The following is a 23,979-nucleotide window of genomic DNA, read 5'->3' on the forward strand; positions in this document are numbered from 1 at the left end:
TATTCCCGGATCAATCAATTGCGCTGGTCATCAGTTCTCTTGCCGAATGCAGCCGGATATAAGCAACCCACGCCGCCAGCAACGTGAATGCCCCGGCAAACAGGAAGCAGGCCGCATAGCCAAAATGTTGAGCAACAACGCCGCCGATAACGCCAGCCAGAATGGCGATTGCCGCGTCAGTACATTGAAAGAGGGTGAAGTCGACACCGGCCTGCAAAGGCGATGAAAGCGACATCAGCGTGGCGTAAAGACAGACCAGCGCGCAGGCCAGCGAAATGGACTGGACAATGACCAGACACTGGAGAATCGGCAGCAGCAGATGACCCGGCGCCATCATGAGCGTCATCACCACCGCCAGCAGCGCGATCCCCTGGACGCCATAAGCCGTCAACAGCGCTCTGCCGGGTGAGGTGTATTTCATCAGCAATCCGCCAGCCAGCGTTCCTGCTATGCCCGCTGCAATATTGCCGCCGCTAAACAGCGCGCCCAACGCGGACATGCTCAACCCATGATCCAACAACAGCGGCGCCAGAAGAGGCAGCACAAACCGCATGCCTGAATTCAGCATCAATACCAGCAGTAAACCCAGGCGCGCCTGTTTCCTCCGTAGCGCATAACCTAACGCCGGAACATGCGGGATAGTTGCTGTTCGCGTCGGCTCCGTAATGCGCCACAGCGGGAATGACAGCGCCATAATCAGCACCGCCATCATCAGCATGGCGACAGGCCAGCCGGATGCCGCCGACAGCATCAGAAACACCCCGCCGCCGCACATCATTCCCAGATAGCTGCCGCCGACCTGCACGCTGTTTCCCCAGCCGTAACCCGCGCGGGTCAGTTGATCGACGCAAAAGCCGTCGCTGGCGATATCAATGGTGGAGGCGACCGTGCCTGCCACCATAAACAGAACAAATAACGCGACGATTTGCGTATCAGGAAATCCCCCTTCTCGCCCAAACCAGCCAATCGCTGCGGCAATCATCAGGATCGCCGCTAACGCGACCTGACCACGCAGGATTAACATCCGCGAACGGCGTTCCTGGCTACCGGGCGGAAGCCGCCAGCGCTCGATCCACGGCGCCCAAATAAACTTCAGCGCCCAGGGCAGCATGAACAGGGTTGTCGCACCGGCAAGCGCCAGCGAACCGCCAGCAGCGCGCACCAGCGCGGGTAAGGACTGCATAGACAGCGCCGATACCAGGCTCTGCGTCACATAGACGCCGGCAATAGCAAAAATCACCCGCCCGGTCGTCAACGTCAGCAGTTTCACATTCGACTGAACATCACTCATGTTCCCACACTCCAGACGCGGAAACCCCGTCGTCGCGCCACACGCGCGCGGCCATTTGCGCCTGCCACAGCGCCTGATAACGTCCATGACGGGAGATCAATTGCGCATGAGTACCCTGCTCAACCACCTGTCCCTCTTCCATCACCAGAATGTTTCCGGCCCCGGCGATGGTGGATAAACGGTGAGCGATGATAATCACCGTCCGGTTGTGGATCAGGTTATCGATCGCTTTTTGCACCGCCAGCTCGCTTTCAATATCCAGCGCGGCGGTCGGTTCATCGAGAATGACGACCGGCGCGTTTTTCAATAACGCTCTGGCAATGGAAATCCGCTGGCGCTCGCCGCCCGATAGCTGGCCGCCCATCTCTCCCATTGGCGTCAGCCAGCCTTGCGGAAGACGGGAAATAAACTCAAGGCACTGCGCCGCGCGGGCAGCCTCTTCCACCTCCTGTCGCGTCGCCTGTGGGCGCGCGATACGGATATTCGCCAGCAGCGTGTCATCAAACAGCCAGACATCCTGGAAAACAACAGAAATCAGGCTATTGAGCTGTTCCGGCGTCAGGCGGCGAATATCGACGCCGCCAATAGAAATCTGCCCTTGCTGCGGATCGGCATAGCGCATTAACAGTTTGGTGACCGTGGTTTTGCCTGCGCCGGAGGCACCCACCAGCGCGCTCATACTGGCTGCCGGGAACGTCAAAGAAACATGATTAAGCGCGTGGCCGTCGCCTTCTTCGTAGCGATAGCTGACGTTGTCAAAGCGGATATCGTAACGTTCCGGCATCTCGCTTTGCTCTGCGACGGGAAGCGGTGCTATCGCCATAAACTGCTCAATCCGTTGCAGGGCACTGGCGATCAGTTCCACAACCGAGGTGTAGCTGATAAACATCGCCATCGGTTCTGCGAAGCGCATAATCATCGCGACGGCGGCAATCAAAAAGGCGAGGTTCAGAGTGCCCGTCACCACCCAGACGATCCCGGATAACACCACCACCTGTAGGCCCAACTCCACGACGCTGGCGATCAGCATCGTCGCGCCAGCGCCCTGACGGTGAGTGCGGGTTTGTAAGTTTTCCAGCGCATTGAAATGCGCCAGCAGCGCCCGGCTTTTATCGGCATCGCTGCCGCAGGTGCGCAATACCATCATCCCCTGAGCAAATTCAACGATATCGCCGCTCAGCCGCTGGTGCGCTTCCCCCAGCGTCTGCATTTGTCGCCGCATCGCCGGGCGGCGCCAGTAATAAAACGGCACCAGCAGAGGGAAGATCAGCAACATCACCAGCCCCAGCCGCCAGTCTATCCACAATGTCGCCAGCGACGCCGTTAGCGGCGTGACAATGGTGAGCAGCAAAATATTGGCTATCGCGATAACATAATTGAGGTTTTCATCCACGCTGCCCAGCAGCAAGGCGTTCATCTCGCCCGCCCTGCCGCGCTGGAGCTTCTCCAGCGGCACGCGGCGTAACTGCTCGCCAAGTCGCAGGCGCAACTCATGGGTGGCCTGCGCCAGATGACCACGGTATTCAAAGCCCAGGCCATACCAGCGTAGCGCCAGTGTCACAATCGCGGCAACGCTGAAGGCCACAGCCCAGTTGAGAAGTTGCGGCGCGTCTCCCCGTAACAGCGCATCAATGATCGGATAAAGACAGGCAAAGGCGATCCCCTGCATGAATGCCGCCAGCAACAGCGCCAGCATACTGCGCCTCAGCATCCTGGCCTGACTGCCAACGCTGGAGATAAGCTGGCGCCAGATGACGCGCCAGGCCAGGTTATCCGCAGGATTATTGTCTTTCATTTTCCACCACCTCTTCCTGTGTTCCACCCGGCACCCAATGCTGCGCCTGCTGATAGTGTTGCCAGAGCCGTTGATACAGGCCGCCCTGCGCCAACAGTTGCGTATGGTTCCCCATTTCCCTGAGCTGTCCGTCGGAAAACAGCAATATCACATCGGCCTGAGTCACCATTGAGAGACGATGCGCGACCATGATGACCGTCCGGCCGCGCATGGCCGCCGCGAGCGCCTTGATAAGCGCCGCTTCGTTTTCCGGGTCAGCAAACGCCGTCGCCTCATCAAGCACCAGGATGGGGCGATCCTGCAAAATCGCCCTGGCGATAGTGATGCGCTGCCGCTGGCCGCCGGAGAGAAATACCCCGCGTTCCCCGACTCGCGTGTTGTAACCTTCTGGCAGCGCGCTAATAAAATCATGGGCCTGCGCCACTCTGGCCGCCGCTATTACCGCCTCCAGCGGCGTATCCGGCGCGCCCAGACGAATGTTATTGGCTATCGTGTCGGCAAAAAGGAAGTTGTCCTGAAACACAAACGAAAGTTGCTTCATCAGGGTGTCCGTCTGCATATCGCGCAGATCCACGCCGCCAATACGGATATGGCCTTTGTCCGGGTCGGCGTAACGCAGCAGCAAGCGCGCCACGGTGCTTTTTCCGGCGCCGCTTGGCCCGACCAGCGCCACAATTTGCCCGGCAGGCACATGAAAGCTCACCTCCTGCAACGCGGCGCCAGTACGCGCTTGCGGATAATGAAAGCTCACCTGCTCAAAGGTGATGCTCGCCTCTTGCGGCTGCTGGTCAGACTGCGGCAGCGATAACTCCGGCATCGCGAGAACCTGATAAATACGCTGAATGCTTAAACGCGTTTGCGCGACCAGGTTATTGAGCATCATCATTGGCATTACGGCTTCGGCCATTCCACTGCCCAGCAGTAAAACGGCCACCCACGCGATAAAATCGAGACTGCCATAGTGCAACAGGCCGTATCCCGACCAGATCAGGACAAACAGGGTCGGGAGAGGATTCAGAATCGAGAAGGAAAAACGCGCTGAAAAACCGGCTTTGCGATACCAGGTTTTGAGCACATCGACCCACTCTTCAAGGGCGCGTTGATAGCGCAAAAAACTGGTGCTGCCGCTATCAAACGTTCTCACCACGGGCATGGCCTGCACGAACTCAATAACCGCCGCACTGACCTGCTCGCGCGCCTTATGATAACGCTGAGCCATATCTTCCGAACGCTGGCGGGCAAGCACGAGAACAACCGATCCAAACGCCAGTACCCCCAGCGTCGCGATTGCCAGCCGCCAGTCCAGCCAGAACAAGATAACGATTGTCGCCAGCGGCATGATGATCGCGCGGGCATAGAGCGGCGTGCTGTCGGCCACAAAAATATGTAACGACTTCACGTCATCCAGCATCACTTTCGCTACTGACCCGCTGCCCATTTGCTGTAACACGCCAGGCGGAAGCTGCAATGCTTTACGGGCTAACCTGCTGCGCAGAATGTTCTCCAGATGAAAAGCCGCGTAATGAGAGGTGTTGAACGCCTGCAAGCGCAGAACAAAAGTTAAGACCACGCAGCCGATCACGCCGCCCAGCGGCCAGGCCGGAATAGCGTCAGGCGTCGCGCGAATGTCACGCAGGCTCCACGCCAGAAAAAGGAGCGCCCCCAGGCTGGTTAATGCCGCCAGCCCCGCCAGCGCCATAGCTAAAATAACCTTCCTGCGAACCGGTGTAATCACCTGCCAGAGAGGAAATCGGGACAGCGATTCAGTATTGGATGATTGAGATGACATGGGAGTAACTGAATTTCCTGATGAATTTTTACGGACGCCAAAAACGACAATTCAGGGTGGCGTTCTGAGAATTAATGTGAATAATAACCATTATCAATAACTCATCTACCCCATTCGGTTCTATTTATACCCTAAATAGTTCGAGTTGCAGGAAGGCGGCAAGCGAGGGAAGCCCCAGGAGCTTACAGAAGTAAGTGACTGGGGTGAGTGACAAATCTGTCTGGAACAGATTTGAACGCCGCTTGCGGCGGCCCGTAAGGGCGAGGCCCAGGGATGGGCCGAGTAACCCGTAGCCAACGCACATGCAACTTGAAATATGACGGGTATATGCCCGCATTGGTCTAAGCCACAGGGAGATAACCAGGTCATGACGGAGTCACCGCAAACGCAATCTGAAATCTCTATTCACCAGTTGGTGGTCGGGAAACCTGCAAACGATGGCAATATTCCTGCTCAGTGTGAACTGCTGCGCTGTTCGTTGCAGGAAGGTATGGATATTTTGCTCTGGAGGGGCCATTTTGCGCGGCCTGAGACGTTGCAGCTACACGACGATCTGGGCAGGATTAACTTCTCGTGCATCCTGGAAGGCACATCGCGCTTTGCGATTCAGGGACTCCGGCGCCACACCGACTGGGAGCTTGCGCGCAATCGCCATTACATTACCCATACGCCAGACTGCCGTGGCAGCGCCTCCTATTGTGGCCGATTCGAGAGTATTACCCTCTCCTTCAGCCCTGAAACCCTCGCGCTGTGGGTGCCGGATATTAGCGCGGTCATTAAGAATAAGATCGATTCCCACTGCTGTTGCCAGCAGCAGCGTTGTAATGCTGAAACCCACTTAACGGCTCAGGCCTTGCGTCACGCGCTGATGCGCATGCACGGCGGCTTCAGCCATGAACAAAAGCCGTCGACGCTATGGTTGCAGGGGCAAAGTCTGGTCATGCTCAGTCTGGTGCTGGATGAACATCGCGAAGACGCCAGTTGCCTCTCCTGCCACTTCAACCCGATGGAACGTCAGAAACTGCTGCGGGCGAAGGATCTGCTGCTGGCTGATCTGACGCAAGCGCCGGGCGTCGCGGAGCTGGCCAGAGAGTCCGGTCTGAGCGTTCTCAAAATTAAGCGAGGCTTCCGCGTTCTGTTCAACAACAGCGTCTATGGCCTGTTTCAGGCTGAACGAATGCAGGAAGCCAGAAGACGCCTGGCCAACGGCAATACCTCCGTCATGACGGTGGCGGCCGATCTGGGCTATGCCAACGCCAGCCATTTTTCTGCCGCCTTCCAGAAACAGTTTGGCGTAACCCCTTCGACCTTTAAACGCGTGATGTAACCGGGGTCGCGCCCCCCTAGATTCCTCCCTGACAGAGGCCCGGATACCCCATCCGGGCCTCTGTTCTTTCCGCCTGTTACCAACCCGAAACGGGCATAAATAAACCCGTTTCGGGTAGCATCCAATTGTTAATAATTATTATTCTCATATGAGCAATGCTTTTCGGTAAGACGTGCCATCAGGAGGAAGAATGATTTCTGGCGCACCATCTCAGGATTCGCTGTTACCGGACAACCGCCACGCGGCTGATTACCAACAATTACGCGAGCGGCTTATACAGGAACTGAATTTAACGCCGCAGCAGTTACATGAAGAGAGCAATCTGATCCAGGCCGGCCTGGATTCAATAAGATTGATGAGATGGTTACACTGGTTTCGTAAAAATGGCTACCGCCTTACCCTTCGCGAGCTGTATGCCGCCCCCACGCTGGCGGCATGGAACCAGTTAATGCTCAGCCGGTCGCCGGAGAACGCGGAAGAAGAAACGCTGCCCGACGAATCATCCTGGCCGAACATGACCGAAAGTACCCCCTTCCCATTGACGCCGGTACAGCACGCCTACCTGACGGGCCGCATGCCGGGGCAGACGCTTGGCGGCGTGGGTTGCCACCTGTATCAGGAGTTTGAAGGCCATTGTCTGACGGCGTCGCAGCTGGAGCAGGCCATCACGACCTTGCTGCAACGCCACCCAATGCTGCATATCGCCTTTCGCCCCGACGGGCAGCAGGTCTGGCTACCGCAACCTTACTGGAACGGCGTCACCGTTCATGATTTACGCCATAACGACGCTGAAAGCCGCCAGGCCTATCTGGACGCACTGCGCCAGCGCCTGAGCCACCGTCTTTTACGCGTGGAGATCGGCGAAACGTTTGATTTTCAGCTGACGCTCTTGCCGGACAATCGCCACCGCCTCCATGTCAATATTGACCTGCTGATTATGGATGCCTCCAGCTTTACGCTTTTCTTCGATGAGCTTAACGCCCTGCTGGCCGGAGAATCGCTGCCGGCTATCGACACCCGCTATGATTTCCGTTCGTATTTGCTGCACCAGCAGAAGATCAATCAACCACTGAGAGACGACGCGCGCGCTTACTGGCTGGCGAAAGCATCGACGCTTCCCCCCGCGCCCGTCTTGCCGCTGGCCTGCGAACCCGCCACGCTACGTGAAGTCCGTAATACCCGACGCCGCATGATTGTCCCGGCAACACGCTGGCACGCCTTTAGCAACCGGGCCGGCGAGTATGGCGTGACGCCAACAATGGCGCTGGCGACCTGCTTTTCTGCCGTGCTGGCTCGCTGGGGCGGCCTGACGCGTTTGCTGCTTAACATCACCTTATTCGACCGCCAGCCGCTGCACCCGGCGGTTGGCGCGATGCTTGCCGACTTCACCAATATTCTTCTGCTGGATACCGCCTGCGATGGCGATACCGTCAGCAACCTGGCGCGTAAAAACCAGCTCACGTTTACGGAGGACTGGGAGCATCGCCACTGGTCCGGCGTCGAATTACTCCGTGAACTCAAACGCCAGCAGCGCTACCCCCACGGCGCCCCGGTGGTATTTACCAGCAATCTGGGGCGTTCCCTCTACAGCAGCCGCGCAGAATCACCGTTGGGCGAGCCGGAATGGGGCATCTCGCAAACGCCGCAGGTCTGGATAGATCATCTGGCGTTCGAGCATCACGGCGAGGTCTGGCTGCAATGGGACAGCAACGACGCGCTGTTCCCTCCGGCGTTAGTCGAAACATTGTTCGACGCCTACTGCCAGTTGATTAACCAACTCTGCGATGACGAAAGCGCCTGGCAAAAGCCGTTCGCAGATATGATGCCCGCCAGCCAGCGCGCGATACGCGAACGGGTCAACGCCACCGGCGCCCCCATTCCCGAAGGCTTGCTGCATGAAGGCATTTTCCGTATCGCTCTGCAACAACCGCAGGCGCTGGCGGTAACGGACATGCGTTATCAGTGGAATTATCATGAGCTGACAGACTATGCCCGCCGTTGCGCAGGCAGGTTAATCGAGTGCGGGGTTCAGCCCGGCGATAATGTGGCTATCACGATGTCGAAAGGCGCAGGACAACTTGTTGCAGTTCTGGCCGTCCTGCTGGCCGGGGCGGTTTACGTTCCGGTTTCGCTGGACCAGCCTGCCGCACGGCGCGAGAAAATCTACGCTGACGCCAGCGTCCGGCTGGTGCTCATTTGTCAGCACGACGCCAGCGCCGGGTCAGACGATATTCCCGTCCTTGCCTGGCAGCAGGCCATTGAGGCGGAGCCGATCGTCAACCCGGTGGTACGCGCCCCCACGCAACCGGCCTACATTATCTACACCTCCGGCTCTACCGGCACGCCGAAAGGGGTAGTCATTTCTCACCGGGGAGCGCTCAACACCTGTTGCGATATCAATACCCGCTATCAGGTTGGCCCACATGACAGGGTGCTGGCCCTCTCCGCCCTGCATTTTGATTTATCGGTTTACGACATTTTTGGCGTACTGCGCGCGGGCGGCGCGCTGGTAATGGTGATGGAAAATCAACGGCGCGATCCTCACGCATGGTGTGAGCTGATCCAGCGCCATCAGGTCACGCTCTGGAACAGCGTCCCGGCGCTGTTCGATATGCTGCTGACCTGGTGTGAAGGTTTCGCCGACGCCACGCCGGAAAACCTGCGCGCAGTGATGCTTTCCGGCGACTGGATCGGGCTTGACCTCCCCGCCCGTTATCGGGCCTTCCGGCCACAAGGACAATTTATCGCGATGGGCGGCGCCACCGAGGCGTCTATCTGGTCTAACGCCTGCGAAATTCACGACGTCCCCGCCCACTGGCGTTCCATCCCTTACGGTTTTCCGCTAACCAACCAACGCTACCGGGTGGTGGATGAACAGGGCCGGGACTGCCCTGACTGGGTGCCGGGTGAATTATGGATTGGCGGCATTGGGGTCGCGGAAGGCTATTTCAACGATCCCCTGCGCAGCGAGCAGCAATTTTTGACGCTCCCGGACGAGCGCTGGTATCGCACCGGCGATCTCGGCTGCTACTGGCCAGATGGCACAATCGAGTTCCTCGGTCGTCGCGACAAGCAGGTCAAAGTCGGAGGATATCGCATCGAGCTGGGCGAAATCGAAAGCGCGCTCAGCCAGCTGGCGGGGGTGAAACAAGCAACCGTTCTGGCGATCGGCGAAAAAGAAAAAACGCTGGCGGCATACGTGGTTCCTCAGGGCGAGGCTTTTTGCGTTACCGATCATCGGAACCCGGCACTGCCGCAGGCGTGGCACACGCTTGCGGGAACGTTGCCCTGTTGCGCCATCTCGCCAGAGATCTCCGCAGAACAGGTAGCCGATTTCCTTCAGCATCGCCTGTTAAAACTGAAGCCGGGTCACACCGCTGACGCCGATTCTCTCCCCCTGATGAACTCACTCGCTATCCAGCCGCGCTGGCAGGCCGTGGTGGAACGCTGGTTAGCATTTCTGGTGACGCAACGGCGACTGAAGCCCGCTGCTGAAGGTTATCAGGTCTGCGCTGGTGAAGAACGCGAGGATGAGCACCCGCACTTCAGCGGACATGACTTAACCTTATCGCAAATTCTTCGCGGCGCCCGTGACGAACTGTCGTTACTGAACGACGCGCAGTGGTCGCCGGAAAGCCTGGCCTTCAACCATCCGGCCAGCGCCCCGTATATTCAGGAACTGGCGACAATTTGCCAACAGCTTGCACAGCGCTTACAGCGCCCGGTACGCCTGCTTGAGGTGGGAACCCGCACCGGCCGCGCCGCAGAATCGCTGTTGGCACAGCTCAACGCCGGACAGATTGAATATGTCGGGCTTGAGCAGAGCCAGGAGATGCTGCTGAGCGCCCGGCAGAGGCTTGCCCCCTGGCCTGGCGCTCGTCTGTCCCCCTGGAATGCAGACACGCTGGCGGCGCACGCTCACTCGGCGGACATTATCTGGCTTAATAACGCCCTGCATCGTCTGCTGCCGGAAGATCCCGGGCTCCTTGCAACATTACAACAGCTTGCCGTTCCCGGCGCGCTGCTCTACGTGATGGAGTTTCGCCAGTTAACGCCGTCCGCCTTGCTCAGCACGCTTCTGTTAACCGATGGGCAGCCGGAGGCCTTGCTGCATAACAGTGCCGACTGGGCGGCATTATTTAGCGCAGCCGCCTTCAACTGTCAGCATGGCGATGAGGTCGCGGGGTTACAACGCTTCCTCGTACAATGTCCTGACAGGCAGGTGCGCCGCGATCCCCGTCAACTTCAGGCCGCCCTCGCCGGGCGTCTGCCGGGGTGGATGGTGCCGCAACGGATCGTCTTCCTCGACGCCTTACCGCTGACGGCTAACGGGAAAATTGACTACCAGGCGCTGAAGCGTCGTCATACCCCTGAAGCGGAAAACCCGGCCGAAGCGGATTTACCCCAGGGCGACATTGAAAAACAGGTTGCCGCCCTCTGGCAGCAACTCTTATCAACTGGCAATGTCACCAGAGAAACCGACTTCTTCCAGCAAGGCGGCGATAGCCTGCTGGCGACCCGTCTGACCGGGCAACTTCATCAGGCAGGTTATGAAGCGCAATTAAGCGACCTGTTTAATCATCCCCGGCTGGCGGATTTTGCCGCCACGCTGCGGAAAACCGACGTCCCGGTCGAACAACCATTCGTCCACTCCCCTGAAGATCGCTACCAGCCCTTTGCGCTTACCGACGTGCAGCAGGCTTACCTGGTGGGGCGTCAGCCGGGCTTTGCCCTGGGCGGCGTCGGCTCACATTTCTTTGTTGAATTTGAAATTGCCGATCTGGACCTCACCCGGCTGGAGACGGTCTGGAACCGATTAATCGCCCGCCACGATATGCTGCGCGCCATCGTGCGTGATGGACAGCAACAGGTGCTCGAACAGACGCCCCCCTGGGTGATACCCGCACACACCCTCCATACGCCTGAAGAGGCGTTGCGGGTGCGCGAAAAACTGGCGCATCAGGTACTCAACCCCGAAGTGTGGCCGGTATTCGATCTCCAGGTCGGATACGTGGACGGGATGCCTGCCCGCCTGTGGCTGTGTCTGGATAACCTGTTGCTTGACGGTCTGAGCATGCAGATCCTGCTGGCGGAGCTGGAGCACGGCTACCGCTACCCGCAACAGCTGCTTCCGCCTCTGCCCGTCACCTTCAGGGATTATCTGCAACAGCCCTCGCTACAGTCGCCCAATCCAGATTCTCTGGCATGGTGGCAGGCGCAGCTTGATGATATTCCTCCGGCGCCTGCGTTGCCGCTGCGCTGCTTGCCTCAGGAGGTTGAAACACCGCGCTTCGCCCGCCTGAACGGCGCGCTGGACAGCACGCGCTGGCATCGGCTGAAAAAACGGGCGGCTGACGCCCATCTCACCCCGTCGACCGTGCTGTTGTCGGTGTGGTCAACGGTTCTCTCTGCATGGAGTGCGCAGCCTGAGTTCACGCTTAACCTTACGCTTTTCGACAGGCGACCGCTGCACCCGCAAATCAACCAGATTCTGGGCGATTTCACCTCGCTGATGTTGCTGAGCTGGCATCCCGGCGAAAGCTGGCTGCACAGCGCGCAGTCACTACAGCAGCGGCTGAGCCAGAACCTCAACCACCGCGATGTGTCGGCCATCCGCGTGATGCGTCAACTGGCGCAACGGCAAAACGTGCCTGCCGTTCCGATGCCCGTCGTCTTTACCAGCGCGCTGGGCTTTGAGCAGGATAACTTCCTCGCCCGGCGTAATCTGCTCAAACCGGTCTGGGGCATCTCCCAGACGCCGCAGGTCTGGCTCGATCACCAGGTTTATGAATCCGAAGGCGAACTGCGCTTTAACTGGGATTTTGTCGCCGCGCTGTTTCCTGCCGGACAGGTGGAGCGCCAGTTTGAACAGTATTGCGCATTGCTAAACCGAATGGCCGAGGATGAAAGCGGCTGGCAACTGCCGCTCGCCGCGCTGGTGCCTCCCGTTAAACACGCAGGGCAATGCGCAGAACGCTCACCGCGCGTATGCCCTGAGCACTCTCAGCCACACATTGCGGCGGACGAGAGCACCGTCAGCCTGATTTGCGACGCCTTCCGCGAGGTGGTTGGCGAGTCTGTCACACCCGCAGAAAACTTCTTTGAGGCGGGTGCAACGTCGCTGAATCTGGTGCAACTGCACGTTTTGTTACAACGTCACGAATTTTCCACCCTGACGTTGCTTGACCTCTTCACCCACCCTTCTCCTGCCGCCCTGGCCGATTATCTGGCCGGCGTCGCCACGGTGGAGAAAACAAAACGTCCTCGCCCTGTTCGCCGTCGTCAGCGGCGGATATAGCGCGAAGCAAACTGATTTTCCCCGGAACGCCATCGCGAACGCATGGCGTTCCATTGACTTTGTGAATCTTAGGAAACGGGACCGATTATGGATAACTTGCGCTTCTCTTCTGCGCCGACAGCAGATTCCATTGATGCATCGATCGCTCAACACTACCCGGACTGCGAACCTGTCGCGGTTATCGGCTACGCCTGCCATTTTCCTGAATCGCCGGATGGCGAAACGTTCTGGCAAAATCTGCTGGAAGGTCGTGAATGCAGCCGACGTTTTACGCGCGAAGAGCTTCTGGCCGTGGGTCTGGATGCCGCCATCATTGACGATCCTCATTATGTCAATATCGGTACGGTGTTAGACAACGCCGACTGCTTCGACGCCACCCTGTTTGGCTATTCGCGACAGGAAGCGGAGTCGATGGACCCGCAGCAGCGCCTGTTTTTGCAGGCGGTCTGGCATGCGCTGGAACATGCCGGTTATGCCCCCGGCGCCGTCCCCCATAAGACCGGCGTTTTCGCCTCTTCCCGGATGAGTACCTACCCCGGTCGCGAAGCATTGAACGTGACAGAAGTCGCGCAGGTAAAGGGTCTGCAATCTCTGATGGGCAATGATAAAGACTATATTGCCACCCGCGCCGCGTACAAACTCAACCTGCACGGCCCGGCGTTATCGGTACAGACCGCCTGCTCCAGTTCGCTGGTTGCCGTGCATCTGGCCTGTGAAAGCCTGCGCGCAGGCGAATCCGATATGGCGGTTGCCGGCGGCGTGGCGCTCTCTTTCCCCCAGCAAGCGGGCTACCGCTACCAGCCCGGAATGATTTTCTCTCCTGATGGTCACTGTCGTCCTTTTGACACCTCGGCTGAGGGCACCTGGGCCGGTAACGGTCTCGGCTGCGTGGTGCTGCGTCGCCTGAGAGACGCGCTGCTGTCAGGCGATCCGATTATCTCGGTGATCCTCTCCAGCGCGGTCAACAACGACGGCAACAGAAAGGTCGGCTATACCGCCCCTTCCGTCGCAGGGCAACAGGCAGTCATCGAAGAGGCGTTAATGCTGGCGGCGATCGACGACAGGCAGGTAGGTTACATTGAAACCCACGGCACCGGCACACCGCTGGGCGACGCGATTGAAATTGAAGCGTTACGCAACGTCTATGCGCCTCGCCCGCAGGATCAGCGCTGTGCGCTCGGCTCCGTGAAAAGTAATATGGGCCATCTGGATACCGCGGCGGGCATTGCCGGACTGCTGAAAACCGTTCTGGCAGTCAGCCGCGGGCAAATTCCACCCTTACTGAATTTTCACACCCCCAACCCAGCGCTGAAACTTGAAGAGAGTCCCTTTACCATACCGGTGTCGGCGCAGGCGTGGCAGGACGAAATGCGCTATGCGGGCGTCTCCTCCTTTGGTATTGGCGGCACCAACTGCCATATGATCGTCGCCTCGCTGCCCGACGCGCTCAACGCGCGCCTCCCCAATACGGATGGCGGCAGAAAAAGTACCGCGCTGCTGCTCAGCGCCGCCAGCGACAGCGCGTTGCGGCGGCTGGCGACGGATTATGCCGGGGCGCTGAGGGAGAATACGGATGCCAGCAATCTGGCCTTCACAGCCCTGCACGCGCGCCGTCTCGATCTTCCCTTCCGCCTGGCGGCGCCATTAAACCGTGAAACCGCCGCGGCGCTCAGCGCCTGGGCCGGTGAGAAATCGGGGGCGCTGGTTTACAGCGGCCACGGCGCCAGCGGCAAGCAGGTATGGCTGTTTACCGGCCAGGGCTCGCACTGGCGCACTATGGGTCAGACAATGTACCAGCACTCAACGGCGTTTGCCGACACGCTGGATCGCTGTTTTTCCGCCTGTAGCGAAATGCTCACGCCGTCACTGCGCGAAGCGATGTTTAACCCCGATTCGGCGCAGCTGGACAATATGGCCTGGGCGCAGCCAGCGATTGTCGCGTTTGAAATCGCGATGGCGGCGCACTGGCGCGCTGAAGGACTGAAGCCAGACTTCGCCATTGGGCATTCCGTCGGTGAATTTGCCGCTGCCGTTGTCTGCGGACACTATACGATTGAACAGGTCATGCCACTGGTTTGTCGACGCGGCGCGCTAATGCAGCAGTGCGCAAGCGGCGCGATGGTAGCGGTATTTGCAGACGAAGACACGCTGATGCCGCTGGCTCGCCAGTTTGAGCTGGATCTCGCCGCCAACAACGGTACGCAACATACGGTATTTTCCGGGCCGGAAGCCCGTCTCGCGGTATTTTGCGCCACGCTCTCGCAGCATGACATTAACTATCGTCGCCTGAGCGTAACCGGCGCGGCGCACTCCGCTTTACTGGAGCCGATACTCGATCGGTTCCAGGACGCCTGCGCGGGGCTGCACGCGGAGCCGGGGAAAATACCGATTATTTCCACGCTCACCGCCGACGTCATTGATGAGTCAACGCTCAACCAGGCGGATTACTGGCGCCGACACATGCGCCAGCCGGTGCGTTTTATCCAGAGTATTCAGGTGGCGCATCAGCTCGGCGCCCGCGTTTTTCTGGAGATGGGGCCCGATGCCCAGTTGGTTGCTTCCGGGCAACGCGAATACCGCGATAACGCATACTGGATAGCCAGCGCCCGGCGTAACAAAGAGGCGAGCGATGTCCTCAATCAGGCCCTGCTCCAGCTTTACGCTGCCGGCGTCGCCCTACCGTGGGCCGACCTGCTGGCGGGCGATGGACAACGTATCGCTGCGCCATGTTATCCGTTTGATACTGAGCGTTACTGGAAAGAGCGTGTCTCCCCGGCCTGCGAGCCTGCCGACGCAGCGCTGTCTGCCGGGCTGGAGGTGGCGAGTCGCGCCGCGACAGCGCTCGATCTCCCCCGTCTGGAAGCGCTTAAACAGTGCGCCACGCGACTGCACGCCATCTACGTCGATCAACTGGTACAACGCTGTACCGGCGATGCCATTGAGAACGGCGTGGACGCCATGACCATCATGCGCCGTGGACGTCTGCTGCCCCGCTACCAGCAGCTACTCCAGCGCCTGCTGAATAACTGCGTGGTCGACGGCGATTACCGCTGCACCGACGGGCGATACGCTCGCGCCCGCCCCATTGAACATCAACAGCGGGAATCACTGCTGACGGAACTTGCCGGTTATTGTGAAGGTTTTCAGGCTATTCCCGACACCATCGCCCGTGCCGGCGATCGGTTATATGACATGATGAGCGGCGCGGAAGAACCGGTGGCGATTATCTTCCCGCAAAGCGCCTCCGACGGCGTGGAGGTGCTGTATCAGGAATTCAGCTTTGGCCGCTATTTCAACCAAATCGCCGCCGGGGTATTACGCGGCATTGTCCAGACGCGTCAGCCCCGCCAGCCGTTGCGTATTCTTGAAGTTGGCGGCGGCACCGGCGGCACCACCGCGTGGCTGCTGCCGGAACTCAACGGCGTTCCGGCGCTGGAGTACCACTTCACCGATATCTCGGCGCTGTTCACCCGCCGCGCCCAGCAGAAATTCGCCGACTATGATTTTGTGAAGTATAGCGAGCTGGATCTCGAAAAAGAGGCGCAGTCTCAGGGCTTCCAGGCACAGTCTTACGATCTTATCGTGGCGGCGAACGTGATTCACGCCACCCGCCATATTGGCCGCACGCTCGATAATCTGCGCCCCCTGCTCAAGCCGGGCGGGCGCCTGCTGATGCGCGAAATCACCCAGCCAATGCGTCTGTTTGACTTCGTTTTCGGCCCGCTGGTTCTTCCGCTACAGGATCTCGACGCCCGCGAAGGTGAGTTATTCCTCACCACCGCTCAGTGGCAGCAACAGTGCCGCCACGCCGGATTCAGCAAAGTGGCGTGGCTACCACAGGATGGCAGCCCGACCGCCGGGATGAGCGAACATATCATTCTCGCCACGCTGCCCGGTCAGGCGGTTAGCGCCGTAACATTCACCGCGCCATCAGAACCCGTGTTGGGACAGGCGCTGACGGATAACGGTGATTATCTCGCCGACTGGTCTGATTGCGCAGGTCAGCCCGAACGGTTTAACGCCCGCTGGCAGGAGGCCTGGCGTCTGCTCTCACAGCGTCATGGCGACGCTCTGCCTGTGGAACCGCCCCCCGTCGTCGCCCCGGAGTGGCTGGGGGAGGTCCGTTTAAGCTGGCAAAACGAAGCCTTTTCCCGCGGTCAGATGCGCGTTGAAGCCCGTCATCCTGCTGGCGAGTGGCTGCCGCTATCGCCCGCCGCGCCTCTTCCTGCGCCGCAGACGCATTATCAATGGCGCTGGACGCCCCTCAGCATCGCCAGCGTTGACCATCCGCTTACCTTCAGCTTCAGCGCCGGTACGCTTGCGCGCAGCGACGAGCTGGCGCAATACGGCATCATTCACGATCCGCACGCCTCTTCGCGACTGATGATTGTTGAGGAGAGCGAGGATACGCTGGCCTTAGCGGAGAAAGTGATAGCAGCGCTCACCGCCAGCGCAACCGGATTGATTGTGGTCACCCGCCGCGCGTGGCGAGTCGAGGAAAATGAGGCACTCTCTGCGTCCCATCACGCGCTATGGGCCTTGCTTCGCGTCGCGGCCAACGAACAGCCGGAACGGTTGATTGCCGCCATCGATCTCGCCGAAAACACCCCGTGGGAAACGCTGCATCAAGGGTTGAGCACAGTCTCACTATCACAGCGCTGGCTTGCCGCGCGGGGTGACACCCTCTGGCTCCCTTCACTGGCGCCCAATACGGGATGCGCCGCCGAATTACCGGCAAACGTGTTTACCGGCGATAACCGCTGGCATCTGGTGACCGGAGCGTTTGGCGGATTAGGCCGCCTTGCCGTGAACTGGCTCAGAGAAAAAGGGGCGCGACGCATCGCCCTGCTGGCGCCGCGCGTGGATGAGTCATGGCTACGCGATGTGGAGGGCGGGCAGACGCGCGTCTGCCGTTGTGATGTGGGCGATGCCGGGCAACTGGCCACGGTTCTTGACGATCTGGCGGCCAACGGCGGCATTGCCGGAGCGATTCATGCCGCTGGCGTATTGGCTGACGCGCCCTTGCAGGAGCTTGATGACCACCAGCTGGCCACCGTTTTTGCGGTAAAAGCGCAGGCGGCAAACCAGCTGTTGCAAACCCTGCGCAACCACGACGGACGCTATCTTATTCTCTACTCTTCCGCTGCCGCCACCCTCGGCGCGCCGGGTCAGAGCGCCCATGCGCTGGCCTGCGGCTACCTGGACGGGCTGGCCCAGCAGTTTTCCACCCTTGATGCGCCGAAAACGCTCTCTGTCGCCTGGGGCGCATGGGGAGAAAGCGGTCGGGCGGCCACGCCGGAAATGCTGGCGACGCTCGCCAGCCGTGGTATGGGCGCGTTAAGCGATGCCGAAGGCTGCTGGCACCTGGAACAGGCGGTGATGCGCGGTGCCCCGTGGCGACTGGCGATGCGCGTTTTTACCGACAAAATGCCCCCATTACAACAGGCTCTGTTTAACATCAGCGCCACAGAAAAAGCCGCAACGCCGATCATTCCTCCTGCTGATGACAACGCCTTTAACGGCAGCCTGAGCGATGAAACGGCGGTGATGGCATGGCTGAAAAAGCGGATTGCGATTCAGCTAAGGCTGAGCGATCCGGCGTCACTGCATCCAAACCAGGATCTGTTGCAACTCGGCATGGACTCGCTGCTCTTCCTTGAACTCAGTAGCGATATTCAGCACTACCTGGGCGTACGCATCAATGCGGAACGGGCGTGGCAGGATCTGTCTCCTCATGGAATCACGCAGCTTATCTGTTCTAAGCCAGAGACGACGCCTGCCGCTTCGCAGCCGGAAGTGTTGCAGCACGACGCCGACGAGCGTTATGCGCCCTTCCCTTTGACGCCCATTCAGCACGCCTACTGGCTGGGGCGAACCCACCTCATTGGCTATGGCGGCGTCGCCTGTCACGTCCTGTTTGAGTGGGATAAACGCCACGATGAGTTCGATCTCGCCATACTGGAGAAAGCATGGAACCAGCTCATCGCACGCCACGATATGTTGCGCATGGTGGTTGATGCCGACGGGCAACAGCGAATCCTGGCGACAACGCCGGAGTATCACATCCAGCGTGACGATCTGCGCGCGCTTTCCCCGGAAGAACAGCGCATCGCGCTGGAAAAACGGCGGCATGAACTGAGCTATCGTGTTTTGCCTGCCGACCAGTGGCCTCTCTTTGAACTGGTGGTCAGCGAAATCGACGATTGCCATTACCGTCTGCACATGAACCTCGACCTTTTGCAGTTCGATGTGCAGAGTTTTAAAGTCATGATGGACGATCTGGCGCAGGTCTGGCGCGGTGAAACGCTGGCGCCGCTCGCTATTACCTTCCGTGATTATGTGATGGCTGAACAGGCGCGCCGACAGACATCGGCATGGCACGATGCCTGGGATTACTGGCAGGAAAAACTGCCGCAACTGCCTTTAGCGCCAGAGCTGCCGGTGGTTGAGACGCCCCCGGAAACGCCACACTTCACCACCTTCAAATCGACGATCGGCAAGACAGAATGGCAGGCCGTGAAACAGCGCTGGCAGCAGCAAGGCGTCACACCGTCTGCCGCGCTGCTCACGCTGTTTGCCGCCACCCTTGAGCGCTGGAGCCGCACCACGGCATTTACGCTGAACCTGACGTTCTTCAATCGCCAGCCGATCCATCCGCAAATCAACCAGTTGATTGGTGATTTTACCTCCGTCACGCTGGTTGATTTTAACTTCTCAACGCCGGTGACGTTGCAAGAGCAGATGCAGCAGACCCAACAGCGCCTCTGGCAAAACATGGCGCACAGTGAAATGAACGGTGTTGAGGTGATCCGTGAGCTGGGCCGCCTGCACGGGTCACAACGTCAACCGCTGATGCCGGTAGTGTTTACCAGTATGCTGGGGATGACGCTGGAAGGCATGACTATCGATCAGGCGATGAGCCATCTGTTCGGCGAACCCTGCTATGTGTTCACGCAAACGCCGCAGGTCTGGCTGGATCATCAGGTCATGGAGAGCGACGGCGAGTTGATGTTTAGCTGGTACTGCATGGACAACGTGCTGGAACCCGGCGCTGCCGGGGCGATGTTTAATGACTACTGCGCCATCCTGCAAGCCGTCATCGCCGCCCCTGAAAGCCTGAAGACTCTCGCCAGCGGCATCGCCGGGCACATTCCCCGCCGACGCTGGCCGCTGAACGCGCAGGCGGACTACGACCTGCGGGATATTGAGCAGGCGACGCTCGAATACCCCGGCATCCGGCAGGCCAGAGCGGAAATGACCGAACAGGGCGCGTTGACGCTGGATATCGTAATGGCCGACGATCCGTCGCCATCAGCGGCGACGCCTGATGAGCACGAACTTACCCAACTGGCGCTGTCGTTGCCTGAGCAGGCGCAGCTTGATGAGCTGGAGGCGACCTGGCGCTGGCTGGAGGCGCGTGCGCTACAGGGGATCGCGGCTACGCTAAATCGTCACGGCCTGTTTACCACGCCGGAGATCGCCCATCGCTTTAGCGCAATAGTACAGGCGCTGTCCGCGCAAGCGTCTCACCAGCGTCTGCTGCGCCAGTGGCTACAGTGTCTGACGGAAAGAGCGTGGTTAATCCGCGAGGGTGAAAGCTGGCGCTGCCGCGTTCCGCTCAGCGAGATTCCTGAGCCTCAGGAAGCGTGCCCGCCAAGCCAATGGAGCCAGGCGCTGGCGCAGTATCTGGAAACCTGCATCGCCCGGCACGACGCCCTCTTCTCCGGGCAGTGTTCACCGCTGGAATTGCTGTTCAACGAGCAGCATCGCGTGACTGACGCGCTGTATCGCGACAACCCCGCCAGCGCCTGTCTGAATCGCTATACCGCGCAGATTGCCGCCTTGTGCAGCGCAGAACGGATTCTGGAGGTTGGCGCCGGAACCGCAGCCACTACCGCGCCGGTGCTGAAGGCCACGCGGAACACGCGGCAGTCGTACCACTTCACGGACGTCTCCGCGCAGTTCCTCAATGACGCCAGAGCCCGTTTCCATGATGAATCGCAGGTGTCTTATGCCTTGTTCGACATCAACCAGCCGCTGGATTTCACCGCCCACCCGGAGGCGGGTTACGACCTGATCGTTGCCGTCAATGTGCTCCACGACGCCAGCCATGTCGTCCAGACGTTGCGCAGATTAAAACTGTTGCTGAAAGCCGGCGGACGTTTGCTGATCGTTGAAGCGACGGAGCGAAACAGCGTATTCCAGCTGGCGAGCGTGGGCTTTATTGAGGGATTAAGCGGATACCGCGATTTCCGCCGCCGGGATGAGAAACCGATGCTCACCCGCTCCGCATGGCAGGAAGTTCTCGTTCAGGCCGGGTTTGCAAACGAGCTGGCGTGGCCCGCGCAGGAATCGTCGCCGCTGCGCCAGCATCTGCTGGTGGCGCGTTCGCCTGGCGTAAATCGCCCGGATAAAGAAGCCGTGAGCCGCTATTTACAGCAGCGCTTTGGCACCGGTCTGCCCGTTTTACAGATCCGGCAAAGAGAAGCGTTATTTACGCCGCTGCATGCCCCGTCTGATGCGCTGATTGAGCCAGCCAAACCCACGCCAGTTGCCGGGGGGAATCCGGCGCTGGAAAAACAGATGGCTGAACTCTGGCAATCGCTGCTGTCTCGCCCCGTGGCAAGGCATCACGACTTTTTCGAACTGGGCGGCGACAGCCTGATGGCGACAAGGATGGTCGCGCAGCTAAACCGGAGAGGGATTGCCAGGGCTAACCTTCAGGATCTGTTCAGCCATTCGACGCTGAGCGACTTCTGCGCCCATCTACAGGCGGCGACGTCAGGAGAGGACAACCCGATACCCCTTTGCCAGGGCGACGGCGACGAAACCCTGTTCGTCTTCCACGCTTCGGACGGCGATATCAGCGCCTGGCTGCCGCTCGCCAGCGCGCTGAACAGGCGCGTTTTCGGCCTGCAAGCAAAATCGCCGCAGCGCTTTGCCACGCTCGACCAGATGATCGATGAGTATGTCGGGTGCATCCGTCGCCAGCAGCCTCACGGCCCTTATGTGCTGGCGGGTTGGTCGTATGGCGCGTTTCTCGCGGCGGGCGCCGCACAGCGCCTGTACGCCAAAGGCGAGCAGGTTCGGATCGCGTTAATCGATCCCGTGTGCCGACAGGATTTCTGTTGCGAAAACCGGGCGGCCCTGCTGCGCCTGTTAGCCGAAGGACAAACGCCTCTGGCATTGCCCGAACATTTCGACCAGCAGACGCCCGACAGCCAGCTTGCCGACTTTATCAGCCTCGCTAAAACGGCCGGTATGGTGTCGCAAAACCTGACGCTGCAAGCGGCAGAAACGTGGCTCGACAACATCGCGCATCTGCTGCGTTTACTGACTGAGCATACGCTGGGCGAAAGCGTTCCGGTCCCCTGTTTCATGGTGTATGCCGCCGGGAGACCCGCGCGCTGGACGCCAGCAGAAACCGAGTGGCAGGGCTGGATAAACAACGCCGACGACGCTGTGATTGAAGCCAGCCACTGGCAAATCATGATGGAAGCCCCCCACGTTCAGGCTTGTGCGCAACACATTACGCGCTGGCTTTGCGCAACCTCAACGCAACCGGAGAACACGTTATGATGCCGTCCGCCTCCCCAAAACAACGCGTACTGATTGTGGGCGCCAAATTTGGCGAAATGTACCTGAATGCCTTTATGCAGCCCCCGGAGGGGCTGGAACTGGTCGGCCTGCTGGCGCAGGGAAGCGCCCGCTCAAGAGAGCTGGCCCATGCGTTTGGCATTCCGCTGTATACCTCGCCGGAACAGATAACCAGGATGCCGGATATCGCCTGTATTGTCGTGCGTTCGACCGTCGCCGGAGGAACCGGTACGCAGCTTGCCAGACACTTTCTGACGCGCGGCGTACACGTCATTCAGGAGCATCCCCTCCACCCGGATGACATCAGTTCCTTACAAACGCTGGCGCAGGAACAGGGCTGCTGCTATTGGGTAAACACGTTTTATCCGCATACGCGCGCGGGACGCGCATGGCTTCGCGATGCGCAGCAGCTGCGTCGCTGCCTGGCTAAGACGCCGCCGGTAGTCCACGTCACCACCAGCCGACAGTTGCTCTACTCCACGCTGGATTTGTTGTTGCTGGCTCTGGGCGTTGATGCCGCCGCCGTGGAGTGCGACGTGGTTGGCAGCTTTAGCGATTTCCACTGCCTGAGACTCTTCTGGCCGGAGGGAGAAGCCTGTCTGCTGCTTCAGCGCTATCTCGATCCTGACGATCCAGATATGCATAGCCTTATCATGCACCGCCTGCTGCTGGGCTGGCCGGAAGGTCATCTTTCGCTGGAGGCGAGCTACGGCCCCGTCATCTGGTCATCCAGCCTGTTTGTCGCAGACCATCAGGAGAACGTCCACAGTCTCTACCGCAGACCGGAGATCCTGCGCGATCCGCCGGGTCTGACGCGCAGCGTGGCGCCCCTGAGCTGGCGTGACTGCTGCGAAACCGTCGGGCCGGAGGGCGTCAGCTGGTTGCTACACCAGTTGCGCAGCCATCTGGCGGGCGAACATCCACCAGCGGCCTGTCAAAGCGTACATCAGATCGCGTTATCACGTTTATGGCAGCAGATTTTACGTAAGACCGGCAATGCGGAGATCAGACGCCTGACGCCGCCACACCACGACCGGTTAGCCGGTTTCTACAACGATGATGATAAGGAGGCGCTGTGACGCAATCTGCAATGTGCATCCCGCTATGGCCCGCCCGGAACGGCAATACTGCACATCTGGTCATGTGCCCTTTCGCTGGCGGCAGCAGTAGCGCGTTTCGCCACTGGCAAGCTGAGCAACTGGCTGATTGCGCGCTTTCTCTGGTGACCTGGCCGGGGCGCGATCGCCTTCGCCATCTGGAACCGCTCAGAAGCATTACACAACTGGCGGCACTGCTGGCGAACGAACTGGAAGCATCCGTATCGCCTGACACGCCGCTTTTACTCGTCGGGCACAGCATGGGAGCGCAGGTGGCGTTTGAAACCTGCCGACTTCTGGAGCAACGGGGGCATGCGCCGCAAGGACTGATTATTTCCGGGTGCCATGCCCCGCATCTGCATTCTGAACGCCAGCTCAGCCATCGCGATGATGCCGACTTTATCGCTGAACTGATAGACATTGGCGGATGTTCTCCTGAACTGCGGGAAAACCAGGAATTAATGTCACTGTTTCTTCCTCTTCTGCGCGCTGATTTTTACGCCACCGAGAGCTATTACTACGACTCGCCCGACGTCTGTCCGCCGCTGCGCACGCCTGCGCTGTTATTGTGCGGCAGCCACGATCGCGAAGCCTCCTGGCAGCAGGTCGATGCCTGGCGTCAGTGGCTGAGCCACGTTACAGGCCCGGTGGTGATTGACGGCGATCATTTCTACCCCATTCAACAAGCCCGGTCCTTTTTTACGCAGATTGTCCGCCATTTTCCCCACGCATTTTCTGCAATGACCGCTTTGCAAAAACAGCCCAGCACTTCAGAAAGGTGACGC

8 protein-coding genes are annotated in these 23,979 nt (G+C 59.6%); 5 read left to right on the top strand and 3 right to left on the bottom strand.

Annotated elements, in window-relative coordinates; genetic code table 11:
- Positions 1-10 precede the first annotated feature (10 nt).
- The 3 genes from ybtX to ybtP are packed head-to-tail and all read right to left on the bottom strand — an operon-like array spanning position 11 to position 4,785.
- Positions 11-1,291, bottom strand: coding sequence for a yersiniabactin-associated zinc MFS transporter YbtX (gene ybtX, locus OGY62_RS10365; protein WP_200023422.1), 1,281 nt, complete (start codon positions 1,289-1,291; stop codon positions 11-13).
- Positions 1,284-3,086 carry a yersiniabactin ABC transporter ATP-binding/permease protein YbtQ gene (gene ybtQ, locus OGY62_RS10370; protein WP_286459737.1) on the bottom strand — a complete coding sequence of 601 codons (1,803 nt, stop codon included), beginning with the start codon at positions 3,084-3,086 and terminating at the stop codon, positions 1,284-1,286. Before ybtQ ends, ybtX begins: the two co-directional genes overlap by 8 nt.
- The gene (gene ybtP, locus OGY62_RS10375) at positions 3,073-4,785 is read right to left on the bottom strand and encodes a yersiniabactin ABC transporter ATP-binding/permease protein YbtP (RefSeq protein WP_286460000.1); all 1,713 of its coding nucleotides are present in this window, start codon (positions 4,783-4,785) and stop codon (positions 3,073-3,075) included. Before ybtP ends, ybtQ begins: the two co-directional genes overlap by 14 nt.
- A 457-nt stretch (positions 4,786-5,242) precedes the next feature.
- Here ybtP and ybtA point away from each other — a divergent pair, with 457 nt between their 5' ends.
- From ybtA to ybtT, 5 genes are all read left to right on the top strand, one after another.
- The gene (ybtA, locus tag OGY62_RS10380; RefSeq protein WP_000140406.1) at positions 5,243-6,202 is read left to right on the top strand and encodes a yersiniabactin transcriptional regulator YbtA; all 960 of its coding nucleotides are present in this window, start codon (positions 5,243-5,245) and stop codon (positions 6,200-6,202) included.
- A gap of 190 nt (positions 6,203-6,392) precedes the next feature.
- Positions 6,393-12,500, top strand: a complete 6,108-nt coding sequence (gene irp2 / locus OGY62_RS10385) for a yersiniabactin non-ribosomal peptide synthetase HMWP2 (RefSeq protein ID WP_286459739.1) — start codon at positions 6,393-6,395, stop codon at positions 12,498-12,500.
- 87 nt (positions 12,501-12,587) lie between these two features.
- The gene (irp1, locus tag OGY62_RS10390; protein WP_286459741.1) at positions 12,588-22,079 is read left to right on the top strand and encodes a yersiniabactin polyketide synthase HMWP1; all 9,492 of its coding nucleotides are present in this window, start codon (positions 12,588-12,590) and stop codon (positions 22,077-22,079) included.
- The gene (gene ybtU / locus OGY62_RS10395) at positions 22,076-23,176 is read left to right on the top strand and encodes a yersiniabactin biosynthesis oxidoreductase YbtU (RefSeq protein ID WP_286459742.1); all 1,101 of its coding nucleotides are present in this window, start codon (positions 22,076-22,078) and stop codon (positions 23,174-23,176) included. Before irp1 ends, ybtU begins: the two co-directional genes overlap by 4 nt.
- Complete coding sequence (gene ybtT, locus OGY62_RS10400; RefSeq protein WP_286459743.1) at positions 23,173-23,976, top strand: yersiniabactin biosynthesis thioesterase YbtT; 804 nt, start codon at positions 23,173-23,175, stop codon at positions 23,974-23,976. Before ybtU ends, ybtT begins: the two co-directional genes overlap by 4 nt.
- Positions 23,977-23,979 lie beyond the last annotated feature (3 nt).

Origin of the sequence: Citrobacter sp. CK198 (assembly GCF_030333295.1) — a bacterium.
In the GTDB taxonomy this organism is placed as follows: Bacteria; Pseudomonadota; Gammaproteobacteria; order Enterobacterales; family Enterobacteriaceae; genus Citrobacter_B; species Citrobacter_B koseri.

What these genes read in the sequence shown, in the direction of transcription:
- ybtU (WP_286459742.1), top strand. Translation starts at nt 22,076, where the DNA reads ATGATGCCGTCCGCCTCCCCAAAACAACGCGTACTGATTGTGGGCGCC.
- ybtP (WP_286460000.1), bottom strand. Translation starts at nt 4,785, where the DNA reads ATGGCGCTGGCGGGGCTGGCGGCATTAACCAGCCTGGGGGCGCTCCTT.
- ybtX (WP_200023422.1), bottom strand. Translation starts at nt 1,291, where the DNA reads ATGAGTGATGTTCAGTCGAATGTGAAACTGCTGACGTTGACGACCGGG.
- irp2 (WP_286459739.1), top strand. Translation starts at nt 6,393, where the DNA reads ATGATTTCTGGCGCACCATCTCAGGATTCGCTGTTACCGGACAACCGC.
- irp1 (WP_286459741.1), top strand. Translation starts at nt 12,588, where the DNA reads ATGGATAACTTGCGCTTCTCTTCTGCGCCGACAGCAGATTCCATTGAT.
- ybtQ (WP_286459737.1), bottom strand. Translation starts at nt 3,086, where the DNA reads ATGAAAGACAATAATCCTGCGGATAACCTGGCCTGGCGCGTCATCTGG.
- ybtA (WP_000140406.1), top strand. Translation starts at nt 5,243, where the DNA reads ATGACGGAGTCACCGCAAACGCAATCTGAAATCTCTATTCACCAGTTG.